At 51.3% G+C, this 17,024-nt stretch carries 14 protein-coding genes; 7 read left to right on the top strand and 7 right to left on the bottom strand.

Features of this window, described 5'->3' with window-relative positions:
* Positions 1-20 precede the first annotated feature (20 nt).
* Together ilvB and miaA are read right to left on the bottom strand one after the other, a co-directional pair.
* Positions 21-1,805 (bottom strand): biosynthetic-type acetolactate synthase large subunit, encoded by a 1,785-nt coding sequence (gene ilvB / locus F457_RS0104335; RefSeq protein ID WP_018979912.1) that lies wholly within the window; start codon positions 1,803-1,805, stop codon positions 21-23.
* Between the two features lie 54 nt (positions 1,806-1,859).
* Positions 1,860-2,831 carry a tRNA (adenosine(37)-N6)-dimethylallyltransferase MiaA gene (miaA, locus tag F457_RS0104330; protein WP_018979911.1) on the bottom strand — a complete coding sequence of 324 codons (972 nt, stop codon included), beginning with the start codon at positions 2,829-2,831 and terminating at the stop codon, positions 1,860-1,862.
* Between the two features lie 44 nt (positions 2,832-2,875).
* On the opposite strand from miaA, the gene serB reads away from it, so the two are divergent.
* Entirely contained in the window at positions 2,876-3,778 is a 903-nt protein-coding gene (serB, locus tag F457_RS0104325) for a phosphoserine phosphatase SerB (protein ID WP_018979910.1), read from the top strand.
* On the opposite strand, the gene F457_RS0104320 is transcribed toward serB, so the two are convergent.
* Positions 3,775-4,320 (bottom strand): DUF721 domain-containing protein, encoded by a 546-nt coding sequence (locus F457_RS0104320; RefSeq protein WP_026294184.1) that lies wholly within the window; start codon positions 4,318-4,320, stop codon positions 3,775-3,777. The two genes, serB and F457_RS0104320, sit on opposite strands and share 4 nt — an antisense overlap.
* Before the next feature lie 10 nt (positions 4,321-4,330).
* Here F457_RS0104320 and mutY point away from each other — a divergent pair, with 10 nt between their 5' ends.
* Complete coding sequence (gene mutY, locus F457_RS0104315) at positions 4,331-5,374, top strand: A/G-specific adenine glycosylase (protein ID WP_018979908.1); 1,044 nt, start codon at positions 4,331-4,333, stop codon at positions 5,372-5,374.
* Positions 5,375-5,423: 49 nt separating this feature from the next.
* The gene (locus tag F457_RS13235; protein WP_018979907.1) at positions 5,424-6,074 is read left to right on the top strand and encodes a hypothetical protein; all 651 of its coding nucleotides are present in this window, start codon (positions 5,424-5,426) and stop codon (positions 6,072-6,074) included.
* A gap of 65 nt (positions 6,075-6,139) precedes the next feature.
* On the opposite strand, the gene F457_RS12155 is transcribed toward F457_RS13235, so the two are convergent.
* From F457_RS12155 to F457_RS0104295, 3 genes are all read right to left on the bottom strand, one after another.
* Positions 6,140-7,993 (bottom strand): OprO/OprP family phosphate-selective porin, encoded by a 1,854-nt coding sequence (locus tag F457_RS12155; RefSeq protein WP_018979906.1) that lies wholly within the window; start codon positions 7,991-7,993, stop codon positions 6,140-6,142.
* A gap of 201 nt (positions 7,994-8,194) precedes the next feature.
* Positions 8,195-9,631, bottom strand: a complete 1,437-nt coding sequence (locus tag F457_RS0104300) for a catalase (protein WP_018979905.1) — start codon at positions 9,629-9,631, stop codon at positions 8,195-8,197.
* Between the two features lie 210 nt (positions 9,632-9,841).
* Positions 9,842-10,930 (bottom strand): CorA family divalent cation transporter, encoded by a 1,089-nt coding sequence (locus tag F457_RS0104295; RefSeq protein WP_018979904.1) that lies wholly within the window; start codon positions 10,928-10,930, stop codon positions 9,842-9,844.
* A 286-nt stretch (positions 10,931-11,216) separates the two neighbouring features.
* Between F457_RS0104295 and ahcY the strand changes: the two genes are divergently transcribed.
* Positions 11,217-12,512: an adenosylhomocysteinase gene (gene ahcY / locus F457_RS0104290; RefSeq protein ID WP_018979903.1), complete on the top strand. Its 1,296-nt coding sequence runs from the start codon at positions 11,217-11,219 to the stop codon at positions 12,510-12,512.
* A 70-nt stretch (positions 12,513-12,582) separates the two neighbouring features.
* Complete coding sequence (locus F457_RS0104285) at positions 12,583-12,984, top strand: DUF3597 domain-containing protein (RefSeq protein WP_018979902.1); 402 nt, start codon at positions 12,583-12,585, stop codon at positions 12,982-12,984.
* A 92-nt stretch (positions 12,985-13,076) separates the two neighbouring features.
* Here the strand turns inward: F457_RS0104285 and sucB are convergent, their stop codons facing one another.
* On the bottom strand, positions 13,077-14,174 hold the full coding sequence (gene sucB, locus F457_RS0104280; RefSeq protein ID WP_018979901.1) for a dihydrolipoyllysine-residue succinyltransferase: 1,098 nt from the start codon (positions 14,172-14,174) through the stop codon (positions 13,077-13,079).
* A 142-nt stretch (positions 14,175-14,316) separates the two neighbouring features.
* Here sucB and F457_RS0104275 point away from each other — a divergent pair, with 142 nt between their 5' ends.
* Together F457_RS0104275 and F457_RS0104265 are read left to right on the top strand one after the other, a co-directional pair.
* On the top strand, positions 14,317-14,919 hold the full coding sequence (locus F457_RS0104275; protein WP_026294182.1) for a gluconate 2-dehydrogenase subunit 3 family protein: 603 nt from the start codon (positions 14,317-14,319) through the stop codon (positions 14,917-14,919).
* Positions 14,920-15,249: 330 nt separating this feature from the next.
* Entirely contained in the window at positions 15,250-16,794 is a 1,545-nt protein-coding gene (locus tag F457_RS0104265; protein ID WP_245539109.1) for a GMC family oxidoreductase, read from the top strand.
* Positions 16,795-17,024 lie beyond the last annotated feature (230 nt).

Here is a 17,024-nt window from a genome sequence, read left to right as displayed (position 1 = left end):
TTAAGAAAGACGCTCTCGTTTTAAACGAGGCGTTTCCCCTCTTCCGTTAGCTCCGCCCCACCGAAGACTTTATCCGGCCCAAGGAGCATTTGGTTATGGGTCGCACCCGACGGAATCATCGGATAGCAGCTTTCTTCAGCCGTAACGTGCACATCCACGAGCACCGGACCGTTATGAGACAACATCTCTTCAATCGTGGTATCAAGCTCACCAACCGATGTTGCACGCAGGCCTTTAATCCCAAAAGATTCCGCCAGTTTTACGAAATCTGGCAACGCATCGCTGTACGATTCAGAATAGCGCTTGTCGTGGATCAGCTCCTGCCACTGACGTACCATGCCAAGATAGTGATTATTGAGGATGAAAATCTTCACCGGAAGGCGGTATTGCGCCAAGGTTCCCAGCTCTTGAATATTCATCAAGGTTGACGCTTCACCGGCAATATCAATCACCAAAGCGTCTGGATGAGCGACCTGTGCCCCTTCAGCAGCAGGCAAACCATAGCCCATCGTACCAAGCCCACCAGATGTCAGCCAACGACGCGGTTCATCAAAGCCGAAATGTTGCGCGGCCCACATTTGGTGTTGTCCCACCTCTGTGGACACGAAGGTGTCACGTCCTGTCTTGTGAGACAGCGCATAAAGCCGATCAATCGCATATTGCGGTTTAATAGGCGCGTCAGACGCCGTGTCTTGCTCATAGCCAAAGCCGTTCACCTGGCGCCATTGGTCAATCTCTTTCCACCATGGCGTAAGGTCTTCAGCTTTTGCATCACCCCAAGCGTCGAGAAGGGCCTTCAGCGTTGCTTTCAAATCCCCTTGAAGGGTCACATCAACGGTAATGATCTTGCCAAATTCACGTGGGTCAATATCCGCGTGAATTTTGAACGAATGCGGTGAGAAACCATCAACACGCCCTGTAACACGATCATCAAAGCGAGCCCCAAGGCAGACCAACACATCACAATCATGAGCCGCCATATTGGCTTCTACCGCCCCATGCATCCCCAGCATACCAAGGAACTGGTCGCTTGAACCAGGGAACGCCCCTAGCCCCATGAGCGTCGAGGTAACAGGGAAGCCTGTGCGCCGTGCCAGCTCACGCAACAAAGTCGATGCTTCATCACCCGCATTAATCACGCCACCGCCTGTGTAAAGGAGAGGCTTCTTCGCCTTCTTCATCGCCTCAACAGCCTGTTTAATCGCAGACTTATCAACGGAGGCAACGACTTCCTGCTTTTCAGTCTGAGGAGCCGGCGGGAAAGGCGCTTCTGCTACAGTGACGTTCTTGGGAAGATCCACCACAACAGGCCCTGGACGGCCACTCTGGGCAATCTCAAACGCCTCACGCATGGTGGGTGCCAGCTCAGCGCCATCACGCACCATGGTGCTCTTCTTCGTCACCGGGCTGGTCATCGCCACAATGTCTGCTTCTTGGAAAGCATCCTTGCCGATCAAAGGCACGGGCACCTGCCCAGTCAGGCACACAAGCGGAATGGAATCCATTTTCGCGTCTGTCAGACCCGTGATAGCGTTTGTCGCTCCCGGCCCTGACGTGACCAGCACAACGCCCACTTTCCCTGTTGAGCGTGCATAGGCCTCCGCTGCATGAACAGCAGCCTGCTCGTGGCGGACAAGAATATGACGAATCTTTTTCCGCTCAAACAACGCATCATAGAGAGGCAGAACAGCCCCACCAGGATACCCAAAGATAACCTCTACACCATACTCTTCGAGAACGCGAAGAACGACCTCAGCACCGGTCGAAAGCATCGGTGATGTCGCGGCTGTCTTATGAGCAGGCATAGGCGGCTCCTATCCAAGAACGAAAAAAATACCCTTCCCCTCTAGAACGCCATCCTAGGACTGGTCAATTCGGTTTTGAATAAAATTTTCTATTTTTTGTATTTCTCTTTCCAAAAGTTGCGTACTTTCACTCATTCTGTGAAATGAAACCATATCATCACCCTCTCGACCAAGGCGATGATGGCGGAACCAAGTGGCCTGCCTGCGTGTATAACGCCCAATAGCACGAACCGCAGTTTCTCGCGCTTCTTCTAGGGAAGACTCCCCACGCAGCACGCGTGCAAGCTCGGGAACACCATGCGCCCGCATGGCTGGAACAGTGTCAGGTAAATGCTGAGCAAGCAACGCGGCGACTTCATCGCAGGCCCCCGCCTCAAGCATAGCGTCAAAACGGCGTGCAATCGCCGCACGAAGCTCGTCGCGCGGGGGATCAAGACGCACAGAAACAAAACGACACGGAGCTGCTGGAAGAGCCGGCTCTTGCTGCCACGCGGCCAAGCCACGCCCCGTGCCCATGCGCACCTCCCACGCACGTGCAATACGTTGGGAATCATTGGGCTTGAGGCGCGATGCTGTTTCTGGGTCCATCTGGCTCAAACGCTCATGCAAAGCCTCTGGGCCAATATCTGCCAAAAGAGCCCGCGCTTGATGGCGCGCTTGATCTCCGGGGTCTGGCACTTCAACCAAGCCATCCGTCAAAGCACGCAGATACATGCCTGTGCCTCCACACAGAATGGGCAAGCGCCCTTCTGCCCAGCACTCCTTCATGATTTTTAGTGCTTGTTGTCGCCACCACGCTACACTTCCTGGCTGGGATGCCTCCAAAACACCGTAAAGACGATGAGGAACAGCCGCTTCATCAGCCTCCGTGGGGCGGGCTGTAAGGATGTCTAACTCGCGGTAAACCTGCATAGAATCCGCATTAATGACGACACCGCAACACTGCCTTGCCAAATGAAGCGCTAATGCTGACTTGCCCGAACAGGTTGGGCCGGCCACAATGATCGCGTTATCAGGAGCATTCATCGTGCTGTTCTGCCATATCTTCTGAGCTGTTAGCGAGAGCTGTCATGTCCCTTCCTTATGTCCTTACCCTCGTTGCAAACCGCAAACACGGTACTTTGTCCAACGAAGCTATTGATATTGCGCGCAATTTGGTCAAAGGCGAGGCCCCTGTCACCCTGTCTGAGGGTGAAGCGGTCGATATCCCTTGCCCAACGCCAGAAGCTGGCGCCCCAACACCGGAAACAATCCGCGCAACATTATCCCCTTTTAAAGTTGATGCGATTCTCAACAAGAATCGTGGCCGCCGCAAAGCCGTGCTGATCTCCGATATGGATAGCACCACTTTTGCAGGTGAAACGCTTGATGAGCTTGCCAAACGCACAGGCACAGGCGACAAGATTGCCGATATTACCAATCGCGCCATGAATGGTGAGATGGATTTTGCAACGTCTTTGCGTGAACGCACCATTGTGCTGGCAGGCCAGCCTGAATCCCTGCTTGATGAAGTGTTGCACGTGCTAGACCTTAGCGATGGGGTGCGTGAGCTCGTGCAGACCATGAAAGCCAACGGGGCCCGCACAGCGCTGATCTCTGGTGGGTTCGATTGGTTTACGGCCCGCGCCGCTCCACTTTGCGGCTTTGATGAGCATTACGGGAATGATCTTGAGATCAAAAATGGTGTCATCACGGGTCAACTTCTTGGCCCAATCCTTGGCCCGGACGAAAAGAAAACGCATCTAGAACGCCTCTGCGCTGAACGTGGCGTGAAGCTGCAAGCATCCATCACAACAGGCGACGGCGCCAACGATATCCCAATGCTAAGCGCTGCGGGAATGGGGATCGCCTATCACGCAAAACCGAATGTTCGCAAAACAATCGAACGTCAGGTGAATTTCTGTGGGATGCGCGCCCATCTCTTCGCACAGGGCTATCCTGCCTCTGCCATTATTGGTGGTGAGAAAAACTAAGAGCGACGATGTTTTGAGTGGGCAGCAATCTGCCCACCAAGATGCTCAAGAGCATCACGTAAAGGCCCCTCTTCCATCTCTGGCAACGCCACTGGAGTGGGAGAGGCGGCCTTTTTTGTGAGCGGTCGTACCGCGACTATCTTACGGTCTTGCACGAGTTTGATCTGTTGTATCGCGCCGTCACCACTCAGACCGCACGCTGTATTGATGCGCTCTAAAAGCTGAGGAACAGCATACTGAATTTCCATCGCCATTGGTCCAGAACAGCGAAGCGTGAGCACCCCCGGTCGCAACCGGCATGGTTCGCTTTGCTGAGCCATAGAAGGCCCCACGATAGAGTCCCAATCCAAAATAAGCCGCATAAATAGCGGTGATTTCCGCTTAAAAGCCGGTTTCGTTACCGAGGGAACTAACGCACCAATCATCATCCCCTTACGTGTCCGTGACGGCGGCTGAAAAGCCGAGCGTTTTTTTACAGACGTAGGGCGCGTTGATTTGAGTTTTTGGTTCTCGCTCTTGTCGGACGTCTGTTTTTTCATCATATCCACCTGTGTGACACCCGATACATCTTCTCTTCTCCGTTGGTATGACCGTCACCGACGTGATTTACCGTGGCGTGCCAAACCCGGCCAGACAGCCAACCCTTATCATGTCTGGTTGAGTGAAATCATGCTGCAACAAACCACTGTGCAGACGGTTACACCCTACTATAAACGCTTTCTTGAAAAGTTCCCCCAGATTACGGATCTCGCTTCCGCACCGCAAGACGAGGTTTTGCGCCTCTGGGCTGGGCTTGGGTATTATGCCCGCGCACGAAACCTCCATGCTTGCGCACAGCGTATCGCTGAAATGGGCTCTTTTCCCTCTGAACTTAACGAACTTTTAGCGTTACCGGGGATTGGTGCCTACACAGCTCGCGCCGTTGCTGCGATTGCCTTTAATCGTCCCTTTGTCCCCGTTGATGGCAATGTTGAACGTGTCACCGCACGCCTCTTTAACATTTCCGACCCGCTCCCAAAATCTCGGCCTTTACTGGCACGAAAAGCGGCGACACTTAACGAAGATGCTAGCGCTCAACAACGCCCTTCTGACTTTGCGCAGGCCCTTTTTGACCTTGGCGCAACAATTTGCACGCCACGTCAGCCATCATGCCTTACATGCCCGTGGCGCCTCACATGCCAAGGGCATAAAGCAGGCCAAGCTTCTCACCTTCCTCAACGCGCCCCTAAAAAACCACGCCCTAATCGCTATGGCGTACATTTTTATTTAGTAGACCAAGAGGGCGATATCCTTCTTAGACAACGGCCCAATAAAGGATTATTGGGCGGAACTGATGAATTACCTGGCACACCATGGACAGATGAGCCATGGTCTCCCTCAGACGCATTCCATTACGCTCCATTAGACAGAAAATGGGAGTATTGTGGACAAATTCGTCATATTTTTAGCCATTTCACCCTTTATCTTGACGTATACAAGCATTATCTATCTGCGCAGGTAGGGAATGGGATTGATCCAAGTTTTGGAAGTTTCCGCTCCTCTGAGAAAGCAGCTTTATCTGGTGTTATGATGAAATGCCTTCAAATCAACCGATAAGTTGCTTCGGTATCGTGGAATAACAATATAAAGTCTGGAGGAATTGTGTATGAGTGATTCAGTATCCCTGACCCGTCTATGGCTAATCGACTGGTTTGGTCATATCATTGATCATGACCCGATCCGTGATGAGTTGATTCGTCGTCCGTTCACACCTAACGAATATCCAGATCTTTTTGCTTTAGCGCCTGTGCCGTTGAACCTCCCATCAACAGCAGTGCTGCGTAAGCGTTCTTCTCTTCCACGCTCCCTTCCAGATATTGAAATGGTTGATGCGGGTGACAATCTGATTGGTCTGCGCGTTAAAGACCGTGACACATGGTTCAGCATCAACCCACGCAATGAGCTGACCCATTTTAATGCAGCCAGCCTGATGGGATGGGAAAAGCTGACACCCATGACCTTTGAAATGCTCAATGGTCTGTCAGCATTGTTCGACCGTACTGTTGCTACCGTGCTGGATGCCAAAGGTCAGGAATGTGAGCCTGCTCATTTCCGCCCAGAGGGAGACAATGTCGTTGTGCTGAACGACTTCCAGTTCATGATGGGCCGCAATGCTGACCAGCTTCGCGCCATTGGCGAGCTTGCTCCTGGGAAAGAGCTGCGCGTTACGCTGAAGGGCTGGGAAGGTGACACTCAACAAACCTTTACGGTTAAACGTCTTAAGGAAGGGGCTTCCGTTGCAGGAGCTGACGCTTAATTAGACGTTCTTTTCTAAAAGAGAGTAAAGGCGGGGAATTTTCTCCGCCTTTACTTTATGAGACATCAGAAAGCAGCCTGAAAGCGTGACCCAATCATATTAATGGTTCGCCCCTGATTGTTTGTCGTGCCGACCGTTCGTGAAGGTGTCGCGTGAATATGACTATATTGAACCTGAACGCGATAATGACGGTTTAGATACCAGTTTAAACCACCAGAAAGCACATTCTGCTTTCCGCCCTGCACGCCGCCTGTCAATGACGGGGAGACGCCTCGCTCAAGGCCACTATTAAAATCCATCACACTCCAGCGTCCAACCACCTCAAGTGCCCCCCAATGCCCTTTCGTCGGGTCAAATTCATCCATTGCTTGTGGGGCCGTAAAGGCCGCTGATGAATCACGATAGCGACGTGGACGCCCAATGAGCGTATATCCTGCCGACACATAATAGCCATCAAAACCAAGATTAGGCGCCGGCTGTTGGCGTTGCTGCTGCTCACGCGTGACACCAACATGGTAATATTCCGCCTGCACGAGTAACGACCGATACCGTAAGGCAATTTCTGGCCCTACGGCCCACGCATTTTTAACCCCTAGCAACGTCCCTGTGCCGACAAGGCGTTCGTTGGTTAAGCGCGTTTCAGGACGATCGATTAACGCCAAAACACGCCCTTGCGCATTTTGATTACGCTTAAAGGACATAGTGGCAGATGCACCAAGATGGAGATCCCAGTCTTTTGAGTGAACAGGCCGCCCCGCAACACGCAATACCGACCCCACTTGGCTATCTGAGATCGTCGGATCTGCTGTGCGATCCCCATATGTTTGGCCTGTGAGATAGGCGCTGGCAAACCAATCTTTCCCATGGGTTTTACCACCGACCGTCATACGCGCGTCACCCGCAGAGATAAGACGCACAACCTCTGAAATAGCTGGACGTTCCATCAGTTGGAAATCGTTAGAACTCTCAGAATCATAAAGCGTCACACGTGGCTGATAATAACCTAAGACAAGCTTGCTGTTCTTAAAGCCCGTATAGGTCATGTTCGCTTCGTAAAGCCCGGCTGTTCCATCAACAGTCCGCCCCCATTCGGGGGTGAGAGAAACGATGAAATTATTATATCGCCAGCTTAAAGGCAGACGTAGGCGGCGTGCATTTTCATTCAGCTTCGCAAAACGTCCTGCCCCGCCATAACGCTGTCCGTCTGACGAGGGGAAGCCACCGATATCAATATGCGCAACAAGACCGACTGAAAAAGCGTAGCGTCCATCTTTTGATGAAAGAGTTGGACGACCTGAAGGAAAGCCAATGCGCATTCCACCGACTTCCATCACCTCAGCCTCTTCCGTTGCATGTTTAAAGTCTGAAAGAGAAAGGTCTAACCCATGATCTGGTGGAGTATTACGCCCTTCCACCCATTGATCAGATCGTGAAGGACGCGTCCATACGGGCATTAACGATGTGTTTTTCGGCGCTGCTGGAGAAGGAGAAGGCTGCTCAGAAGACACAAGCTGCGTCTGTGCGACCTCATCATGGGAAGGTTCATGATGAGCCTCCGTCCTCTTCTGCGCGACAACAATTGGCGCTGAAGAGGTTGGCGAAACCGTCCGCGTGCGGGCCATCATTGGTTTTTCCACATGTTGCTTCTTTGTGGGCACCGTTGGACGTAACGGAGTCGTTCGATTGTCCAACCGCTTTTCCATCGCGATAAGAGACGCATGCTCACGCTCTCGGAGCGCATGTTCGCGTGCTAAATCCTGTTTGAGATGGTTAATTTCACCTTGCATTTGTGAACGCATCTCTTTGACCTCACGCTGAAGCTCTTTGATGGCATCTGTTCCATCTTCTGCCCATGCAGGAAGAGGAAATGCCAAAGCAACCAGAAAAGAGACAGCCTGCATGTCACGCACACACACCATAAGGCTTTGCACCCTTTATGAGGAAAACAGTGAAGGGCGCTTATAAAATAAAGTTTAGTTTAAATCTTTAAAAAAGACCCTCTTTAAACGTTCCTCCCTTAAAAATCATAAAACTGTCATATAAAAACCCTCCCCCAGAAAGTCTGGAGGAGGGCTTCTATGTGTCTTTCTTACGCGGCAAAGCCTGCTTTCTACAAAGCCTTAGCCTGCAAGTGCTTTGCGCACCCCTTCAGCCCAAGCTGGATCAGCTTTTTCAAAATGACCAAGCTGACGGTCAATAATGTGCTGCGGCACACCTGCCATCGCCCCTGCGATATTTTTAAAGAAGCGCTGCTTCTGAGCATCATCAAAGAGACGGAAGAGATTACCCGCTTGAGTATAATCATCTCCATCTGAGCGATGTTCGTAGTAAGCTGCTTCACCACTGACGCGCAATGGCGGCTCAATGGCGCTTTTATCCTCAACAGGCCCACCGAAAGAGTTAGGCTCATAAAAGCCACCATCCCCAGTTTTTGGCTCATCAAAGCGCATAGCACCATCCTTGTGATAATTCTTCACAGGGAATTTCGGACGGTTAATGGGCAGAGATTCGTAATGTGTGCCAACGCGGTAGCGATGGGCATCCGCATAAGCAAAGATACGACCCTGAAGCATTTTATCAGGTGAGAAACCAATCCCAGGAACGATGTTCGATGGGGAGAAGGAAGACTGCTCAACCTCAGCAAAGTAGTTGTCTGGGTTACGGTTAAGCTCCATCACACCCACTTCAATCAAAGGATAGTCCTTATGAGACCAAACCTTTGTCACATCGAATGGGTTGAAGTTAACGCGTTCCGCTTCTTCTTCTTCCATGACCTGAATATACACGTTCCAACGTGGGAAATCGCCACGCTCAATCGCGTTATACAGGTCAGCCTGTGAAGACTCACGGTCTTCCCCAACAACCTTTGCGGCTTCTTCGTTCGTATAGAACTCATGCCCCTGCTGGGTTTTGAAGTGGAACTTTACCCAGTAGCGCTCACCCTTCTCATTCCACAGAGAATAGGTGTGACTGCCGTAACCATTGACGTGACGAAAGCCTTTTGGAAGACCACGGTCAGACATCAGAATAGCAACCTGATGCAAGCTTTCTGGTGACAAAGACCAGAAGTCCCACATTGCCGTTGCTGAACGCATATTGGTGCGTGGGTGACGCTTTTGCGTATGGATGAAGTCTGGGAACTTGATCGGATCACGGACAAAGAAAACGGGGGTGTTATTACCAACAAGATCCCAGTTTCCTTCTTCGGTGTAGAACTTCATCGAGAAGCCGCGAACGTCACGCTCAGCATCAGCTGCGCCCATTTCCCCTGCGACGGTTGAGAAGCGGATGAACATATCCGTCTTCTTCCCGACTTCAGAGAAAATCTTAGCACGGGTATATTTGCTGATATCATTGGTGATGGTCAGCGTTCCGTGTGCGCCAGAGCCTTTCGCGTGAACCGTACGTTCTGGAATACGTTCACGATTCTGGTGCGCCAGCTTTTCGAGAAGTTGATAATTTTCTAATAAAAGCGGACCGCGTGGACCAGCTGACTTACTATCTTGGTTGCTCCCCCAAGGAGCACCTGCTGTTGTGCGTAGTGTATTATCAGACATGTTAAGGTCTCCTACCTTTTCTATCTGGTCTTGACTGTAATCATGACCACTAAAGAGTAAAGACAATTGATCCTGTTTCTCTAATCGACCGTTCTGATTTTTCGTGGAAAGGATCTTCCCCTTCTACACAGATGGGCTCACATCAAGCTTCTGTCTATAACGTGATCGAAAAAATACGCTCTTTCCGGTAAAAGAAGTACAAACTCACCCCTACAGCAATCGCGCTAGCTTCATAAAAATAAAGGTCACTGCCATAGAAAGGAAGCAGCACCCCCCAGCGAGCACAGTTCCCCATCCACCTTCAGCAAGGAACATGCCTCCCGTATTCATGCCAAAGAATCCAGTCACAAACGTTGCTGGAAGCATGAGCGTCGTCACAATAGTGAGAATATAAAGCCGGCGGTTAGTTTCTTCAGCTTGGCCTGATGCGAGCTCATCTTGTAGCGACCGTGCTCGGTCTTGAAGCGCAATAAGGTCATCAAGCGCTGCGTGAATTTGCTGTTCAGCGCGATCGCGCAAATCATCTTCTGCCCATTCAGGCAGTTCCAAATCTTCATCACGCAGCACACGATCAATCGGCATCACCACACGCCGAAGCTCTGTCGCCCGGCGCCGCACTTTACCAACGATACCGCCCAAATGCCCAAGATCAGAACCATGCTCAATGGTCAGCAAAACATCCTCAGCACGGTCAAGCTCATCATCAAGCTGAGCCAGCTGCCGCCGCACTGTGCCTGTGAAGTCACGCAACACACGATCAATAACACCAGCAGGATTAGGCGGAATACCACGCCCTCGTAATGACCGGTAAGCCGTCCCTAACACTGGGATTGGCGTGCGGCGCGTTGTAATGAGCAGCTCCTCACTCATCGCAAAGCGCCATGCACAAATCTCACGGTCTTCTTCAGCAAGGGCATCATCAAAAGCAGGCAAAGCGCCCCATACGCGGTCATCTTCTGCTTCAAGGGCAATGCTGTAATCCGTCTCAGCCAGCATGGCCCCGGCTTCTTCGGGGAAATCTCTAAGTTGTGCGACATGGGCACGTGCTGAACTATGCACCGTATCAAAATGAAGCCACGCCCAGTCCCACCCTCGGGTTGCTTTATCCAGATGAGCATTTGATGACGAAGAGGGAGCAAGAAGCGCTTGAACGGTCTCTGCATCTAAAGAGTGCAGCTCTTTGCCAGGGGAAACACCAATCGCCCAAACAAGCCCGTGAGCAATCGTGGGCTTTTTGCCCCCGCGTAATGATGGATCTAACACCGTGAAGGGAAAGTTGCGGGCAGTGTTATCGGACACGGCATCCTCCCTTCATGGCAGAAACATCACCAAAAACATTTATAGAATGAAGGTCTCCACGTCATAATGGCCCTCACTCCATATAATCTTCCGGTCTCTGACACGTCATATCGTCAAACGCAATATTAAATGCATTTTTTCTGAATGTTCTGTGGAAGAAGCAGCCTCTTCTTTCCACCTCTTGAGCAAAGCTTTATAGTTCCCTCTATCGTTATGGGGACTAGAAGAGCGTTTACGTTCTACTCCATTTCCGTCAACCCAATGACTGACAGATAAGGAACATGTCATGGCGACACAGGACTATAAAGTTCGCGATCTTTCCCTTGCGGATTGGGGTCGCAAAGAAATCTCCATTGCTGAAGGTGAAATGCCCGGTTTGATGGCTCTTCGCGAAGAATATGGTGAGAGCCAACCTCTCGCAGGGGCACGCATCGCCGGTTGCCTGCATATGACCATTCAGACCGCAGTGCTGATTGAAACGCTCGTCGCTTTAGGGGCAAGTGTACGTTGGTCTTCTTGCAATGTGTTCTCCACACAAGATCAAGCTGCCGCTGCTATTGCCGCTGCTGGGGTGCCGGTCTTCGCTTGGAAAGGCCTGACAGACGAAGAATTTTGGTGGTGCATTGAGCAGACCGTCAAGGGCCCTGATGGGTGGACACCCAACATGATCCTTGATGATGGGGGCGACCTCACCACATTGATGCATGAAAAATATCCTGAACTCCTCAAGGATGTGCGTGGTCTGTCCGAAGAAACAACCACGGGTGTGCATCGTCTGTGGGAAATGGAGCGCGAAGGGAAGCTGAAAGTCCCTGCCTTCAACGTCAATGACAGCGTGACAAAATCCAAGTTCGATAATCTTTATGGATGTCGTGAAAGCTTGGTCGATGCCATCCGCCGTGGCACCGATGTGATGATGGCCGGTAAGGTTGCTGTTGTTGCAGGGTACGGTGATGTGGGTAAAGGCTCTGCTGCCTCCCTCCGCAATGCAGGCTGCCGCGTTCTTGTGACAGAAGTCGACCCTATCTGCGCTCTTCAAGCTGCCATGGAAGGCTATGAAGTCGTCACAATGGACGATGCTGCTCCTCGTGGCGATATTTTTGTCACCTGCACAGGGAACGAAGATATCATCACCATTGAACATATGCGTGCCATGAAAGACCGCGCTATTGTTTCTAACATCGGCCATTTTGACAGCGAAATTCAGGTCTCTGCCCTGCGCAATCATAAATGGACCAACATTAAGCCACAGGTTGATGAAATTGAGCTGGCACCAAACCGCCGCATCATTCTTCTTTCTGAAGGCCGCTTGGTTAATCTGGGGAATGCGACGGGCCATCCATCCTTTGTGATGTCCGCCTCCTTCACCAACCAGACATTGGCTCAGATTGAACTTTGGACGTCAGAGCCTGGTACGTATGAAGCTAAAGTTTATACGCTGCCTAAAATCCTTGATGAAAAGGTTGCTGCCCTTCATCTTGAGAAGGTCGGTGCAAAGCTTTCTAAAATGACCAAAGCGCAAGCCGATTACATTGGCGTCTCTGTCGAGGGGCCTTTTAAACACGATCTTTACCGTTACTAAGCCATGATCATGCCTTTCCTGCCTCTTCTTCGGTAGGAAAGGTTCTCTGTCATGACAAAGGAGTTTTCTCATGGGATTGTTTAGCGATATCGTCTCTAAGGTCGTTCACTTCGCTGCGGGGTCTTCCTCCGCTCAAGCGGCTGAAGCACCACAGGCTGCCTCAGCCCCCGCTGCGGCTCCTTCTGCTGAATCTGGAGCGGCCCCTTCTGTTGCGCAGGTTGATGTTGAAGCTGTGTTAAAAGACCTCGCGGCTAAAGCGGGTCAGCCTTCAAATTATCAGACCTCAATTGTGGATCTGCTGAAGCTTCTTGGGTTGGATAGCTCTCTGACATCCCGCCAGAAACTCGCTGATGAGCTTCATTATAGCGGTGATAAAAATGACACCGCGACAATGAATGTGTGGCTGATCAAGCAAGTCTACTCAGAACTCGCTCAAAATGGTGGAAAGCTTCCCTCAAATTGGGGCCAATAAGCTTTTCGTGCCCATCTAGTAGGCATCATTCGTTAAAAAGTCCGACCTTTCATCTCTGAAGGGTCGGACTTTTTTATACGCATAACGGTGGCTTATAAATCCAAGAGAAGCCGTCTTGGGTCTTCAATTAACTCTTTGAGCCGTACTAGAAAACTCACCGCTTCACGCCCATCAACAAGTCGATGATCATATGTCAGTGCCACATACATCATGGGACGGATCACCACTTCGCCATGACGAGCAACAGGACGTTCTTGAATGGCATGCATGCCTAAAACACCCGATTGAGGGCCATTGACGATCGGCGTGGACAAAAGCGAGCCAAAAATACCGCCATTGGTGATAGTGAAGCTTCCTCCACTTAATTCTTCAAGAGCCAAGTTCCCAGAACGTGCACGCTTCCCATAATCAGCAACTTGACGCTCAATCGACGCAAAGCTCATCGTTTCAGCCTGTCGCAATACCGGCACAACGAGGCCGCGTTCTGTACCGACAGCAATACCGAGATTAACATGATCACGGTAAACGACCTCATCGCCATCAATCCGCGCATTCAAAGCTGGGTAATCTTTTAACGCACCCGTCACCGCTTTAGCGAAAAAGGACATAAACCCAAGGCGTGTACCCTCATGTTTTTCGGCAAATTTGTCCCGATAAAGGGCACGAAGCTCACGAACAGCTGTCATATCAACTTCGTTGAATGTCGTTAAAAGAGCCGCTGTGTTCTGTGCCTCTTTGAGATTTCGTGCAACGGTTTTACGCAACCGGCTCATAGGCACCCGCCGCTCGCCCTCTGATGGGGGCACTGGTGGAACGGGTGCGCTGGGCGTTTTATCCTCTACAGGCCTCTCAGGCGCCTTCTGTGGCGCTGAGTGAGCCTTTTGTGCAGGAGGTGCCGCTTCTGCTTTGTCTGCTACGGTCTTCTCAGCCTTTTTTGGAGGAGCAGGAGCTGTGGCCGTTTCATCTATCGTTGCCAGCACATGGCCGACCTCCACATCCTCCCCTTCAGACCGCCCTTTTTGCAACTGACCGGATGCAGGGGCGGGCACATCTAAGGTGACTTTATCTGTTTCCAGCTCAACGATAATCTCACCGGCCTGCACGTAGTCTCCAGGCTTTTTTAACCAGCGTGCCACTGTCGCCGTATTAAGGCTTTCACCCAAAACGGGCACCTGGATCTCAACCGTCATTTTGGCTCCTGTCGTGCAGACATTAACAATAAAAGAAGATGCTTTCCTTAAAGAAGAACATCTTTTCCGGTTCACGATACCGTATTTTTCAGCCAAACGGGAAGAGTTGTTCCATGATATCTTCTATAATGGTCCCTCTGTTATGACCCTAACATCGCCTTCTCTCCTAGAGTCAGCGCATCTTTCATCACGAACTCGTGCTCTGCTTTTAGATCGGTTGGACAGTCCGCAAGAGCGGCCCTGCCATCTTTCGCTCGACTCTTTTTCGCTTTTAGAGCGAATCTGTGACGATATTCTCCCTCAACATCTCCTCTTACCCGATGGCGTTAATGTGCCATTAGCTTTCCTTCTCGATCAGGCATTAGATGGGTTACGTGATGGCTGGCGTTATGCTGATCTCCCAGCTGATAAAGAGGCTTGGGAGAAAGGGTTACACAGCATTGAAGCGCACGCTCATGCACGTCATCACCGTTCATACCACACTCTCTCATCCGCTCAGCGTGGGGAGCTTCTTGATCACGCCTTGGAAGGAACTCTTCCTGAAGCTGTGCCAACGTCTTTAACGCCTCATCAGATGTCTCTGTGGAGCTGTGATCTTCGAGCCGATATTATAGGCACTTTTTTTGCTCATCCGGTCGTTCAAGAGGCGCTGGATATTTCAGCTCTTTTGACAGGTGGGGATGATCATCTCCAAGGCTTCCAAGAAATTGGGTTAAACCAACGTGATCTCTTTGAAGGATTGTGAGTGCGAGATGATCAATGCACAGGAAAGTGTTCTCTCCCTAATAATAAATATAAAAAGAGAAAAAGATGGAGATGGAGAGGAAGCCTGTGAGTACTGTGGTACCCGGCTTTCTAAAAATGTACCCCATCTTACTCACACTGTGTACAACTCTAAGGCTAAGCTTTCTCAAAGGGTGCAGCACGTTATCCAGAATTGTCCACAGTAAGGCTGTGTACAATCCCCTTTTTATAACCGGGTACAGTACCGTCCCCGGTACTCGGTACCCACACGGTCATGGGGTCGTACAATCCCCATGTACCCCAGTACACACACATCTACGGAAGTGCGTTCATGAATGAGACAATGACACGGTTTTCTGCCAATAAAGTCGTTGATACCGTTATCGTCGGTACGGGCGCAGGTGGCGCGCCATTAATGGCTGAACTTGCCCGGCAAGGACGCACGGTTGTGGCTTTAGAAGCTGGGCCTAAATTTGACGCAAACCGCTATACACCTGATGAAATGGGTGCTCAGGAGCTCTATTGGCGTCATGAGCGCCTCTCTGGCGGTACAACGCCCCAAGCCTTTGGCGGTAATAATAGTGGCACGGGCGTTGGTGGGTCGCTGCTCCATTATGGTGCTTTTTTGCCGCGAATGGATCCGCGTGATTTTCAGCTTAAAACAGAGACAGGAGAGGGCGAAGACTGGCCTTTCGGCTATGATGAGCTGCTCCCTTACATTGAGCGGGTTGAGGATTTTATCGGGGTGAGTGGTCCTGCGTCTTATCCATGGGATGCTCAGCGTCGCTATGCGTACCCACCACCGGCCGCTAATGGAGCTGCGCTTAAAATGCGCGATGCCTGTGACCAGGTCGGTTTGCGCCATGCTGATGGTCCTGTTGCTTTGGTCACCCAAGAACGTGACCAGCCTTATTATGGGCGGCGTGATGCGTGCCAAAATTGCGGAGCGTGCCATCAGGGGTGCCGTAATAGTTCAAAGTCGGGAGCCGATAATACCTGGCTACCGATGGCTGTTGCGCATGGTGGGGAGATACGCCCAGGCTGTATGGTCACAGGCTTTGAGCGTGACACTCAAGGGCGAATTACGGCCGTGATTTACCAGCGCGCTGGGCGAGAAGAACGCCAAAAATGCCGTTCTGTTGTGCTCTCCGCCGGTGCTGTGGAGACAGCGCGTCTGCTGCTCCATACAGGGCTTGCTAATAGCTCCGGCTTAGTGGGACGCAATTATATGACCCATATCTCGACCCAAGTATGGGGTGTGTTTGATGACGAAATGCGGCCTAATAAGGGGTATCCATCCCTGACCATCACGGAGGATATGATCCGCCCTAAAGGGGCTGATTTTGCGGGCGGTTATCTTTTGCAGTCTTTGGGTATGATGCCCGTTACGTGGACGGCTGGGCTGGCGCGCGGCAGTAACCGACGCGGTGAATCATTGGCGCGAACACTGGCCCACTATAACCACAGTGCCGGGATTGGGATGCATGGCGAAACGCTCCCGCGTGATGAAAACCGCGTGACGTTATCAGAGGAACGGGACGGTTTTGGTCTGCCCAAACCGCGCATTGATTACAGCTATGGCCCCAATGAAGAAGCCATGCACCGTCATGCAACCGACGTGATGACAGCTCTATGGCGCTCTGTTGATGCGAAAGATATTCGTGTTTTCAGCCGCGCTGCCCATATGATTGGCACATGCCGTATGGGCAAAGATAGCGCGAAAGCCGTGGTCACGCCTTACGGGCAAAGCTTTGACATCGACAATTTGTGGATCAGTGACCATTCAATATTCCCGAGTGCAGGAGCAGCAAACCCGGCCTTGACGATCATGGCGCTTTCCTTGCGAACAGCGGAAGCGATGATGAAAGTCCTATAATTAAGGGAAGAGCGTCTTGACAGAGCGGAGGGTCCTTCTCTAAGGAATAGAGCGATCTTAACAGGGCAGGTTTTCCTGCTTTTGATCGTTCCCTCCGCATCGGATACACCATTTTTCGTCCCGTCTTTGTTACGGGAAATGTTCTGATAGCCTGTTTGTTCAGCTTATCGTTCTTGCTCGGCTCCCTTGGTGGAGCTTCCATGCCGACGGTGTATCTTCTCTTTCTGTCA

Source organism: Saccharibacter floricola DSM 15669, from assembly GCF_000378165.1.
GTDB classification, from domain to species: Bacteria; Pseudomonadota; Alphaproteobacteria; order Acetobacterales; family Acetobacteraceae; genus Saccharibacter; species Saccharibacter floricola.
The sequence above is the reverse complement of the archived record's forward strand: the minus strand, read 5'-3'. Positions and strand labels throughout refer to the sequence as shown.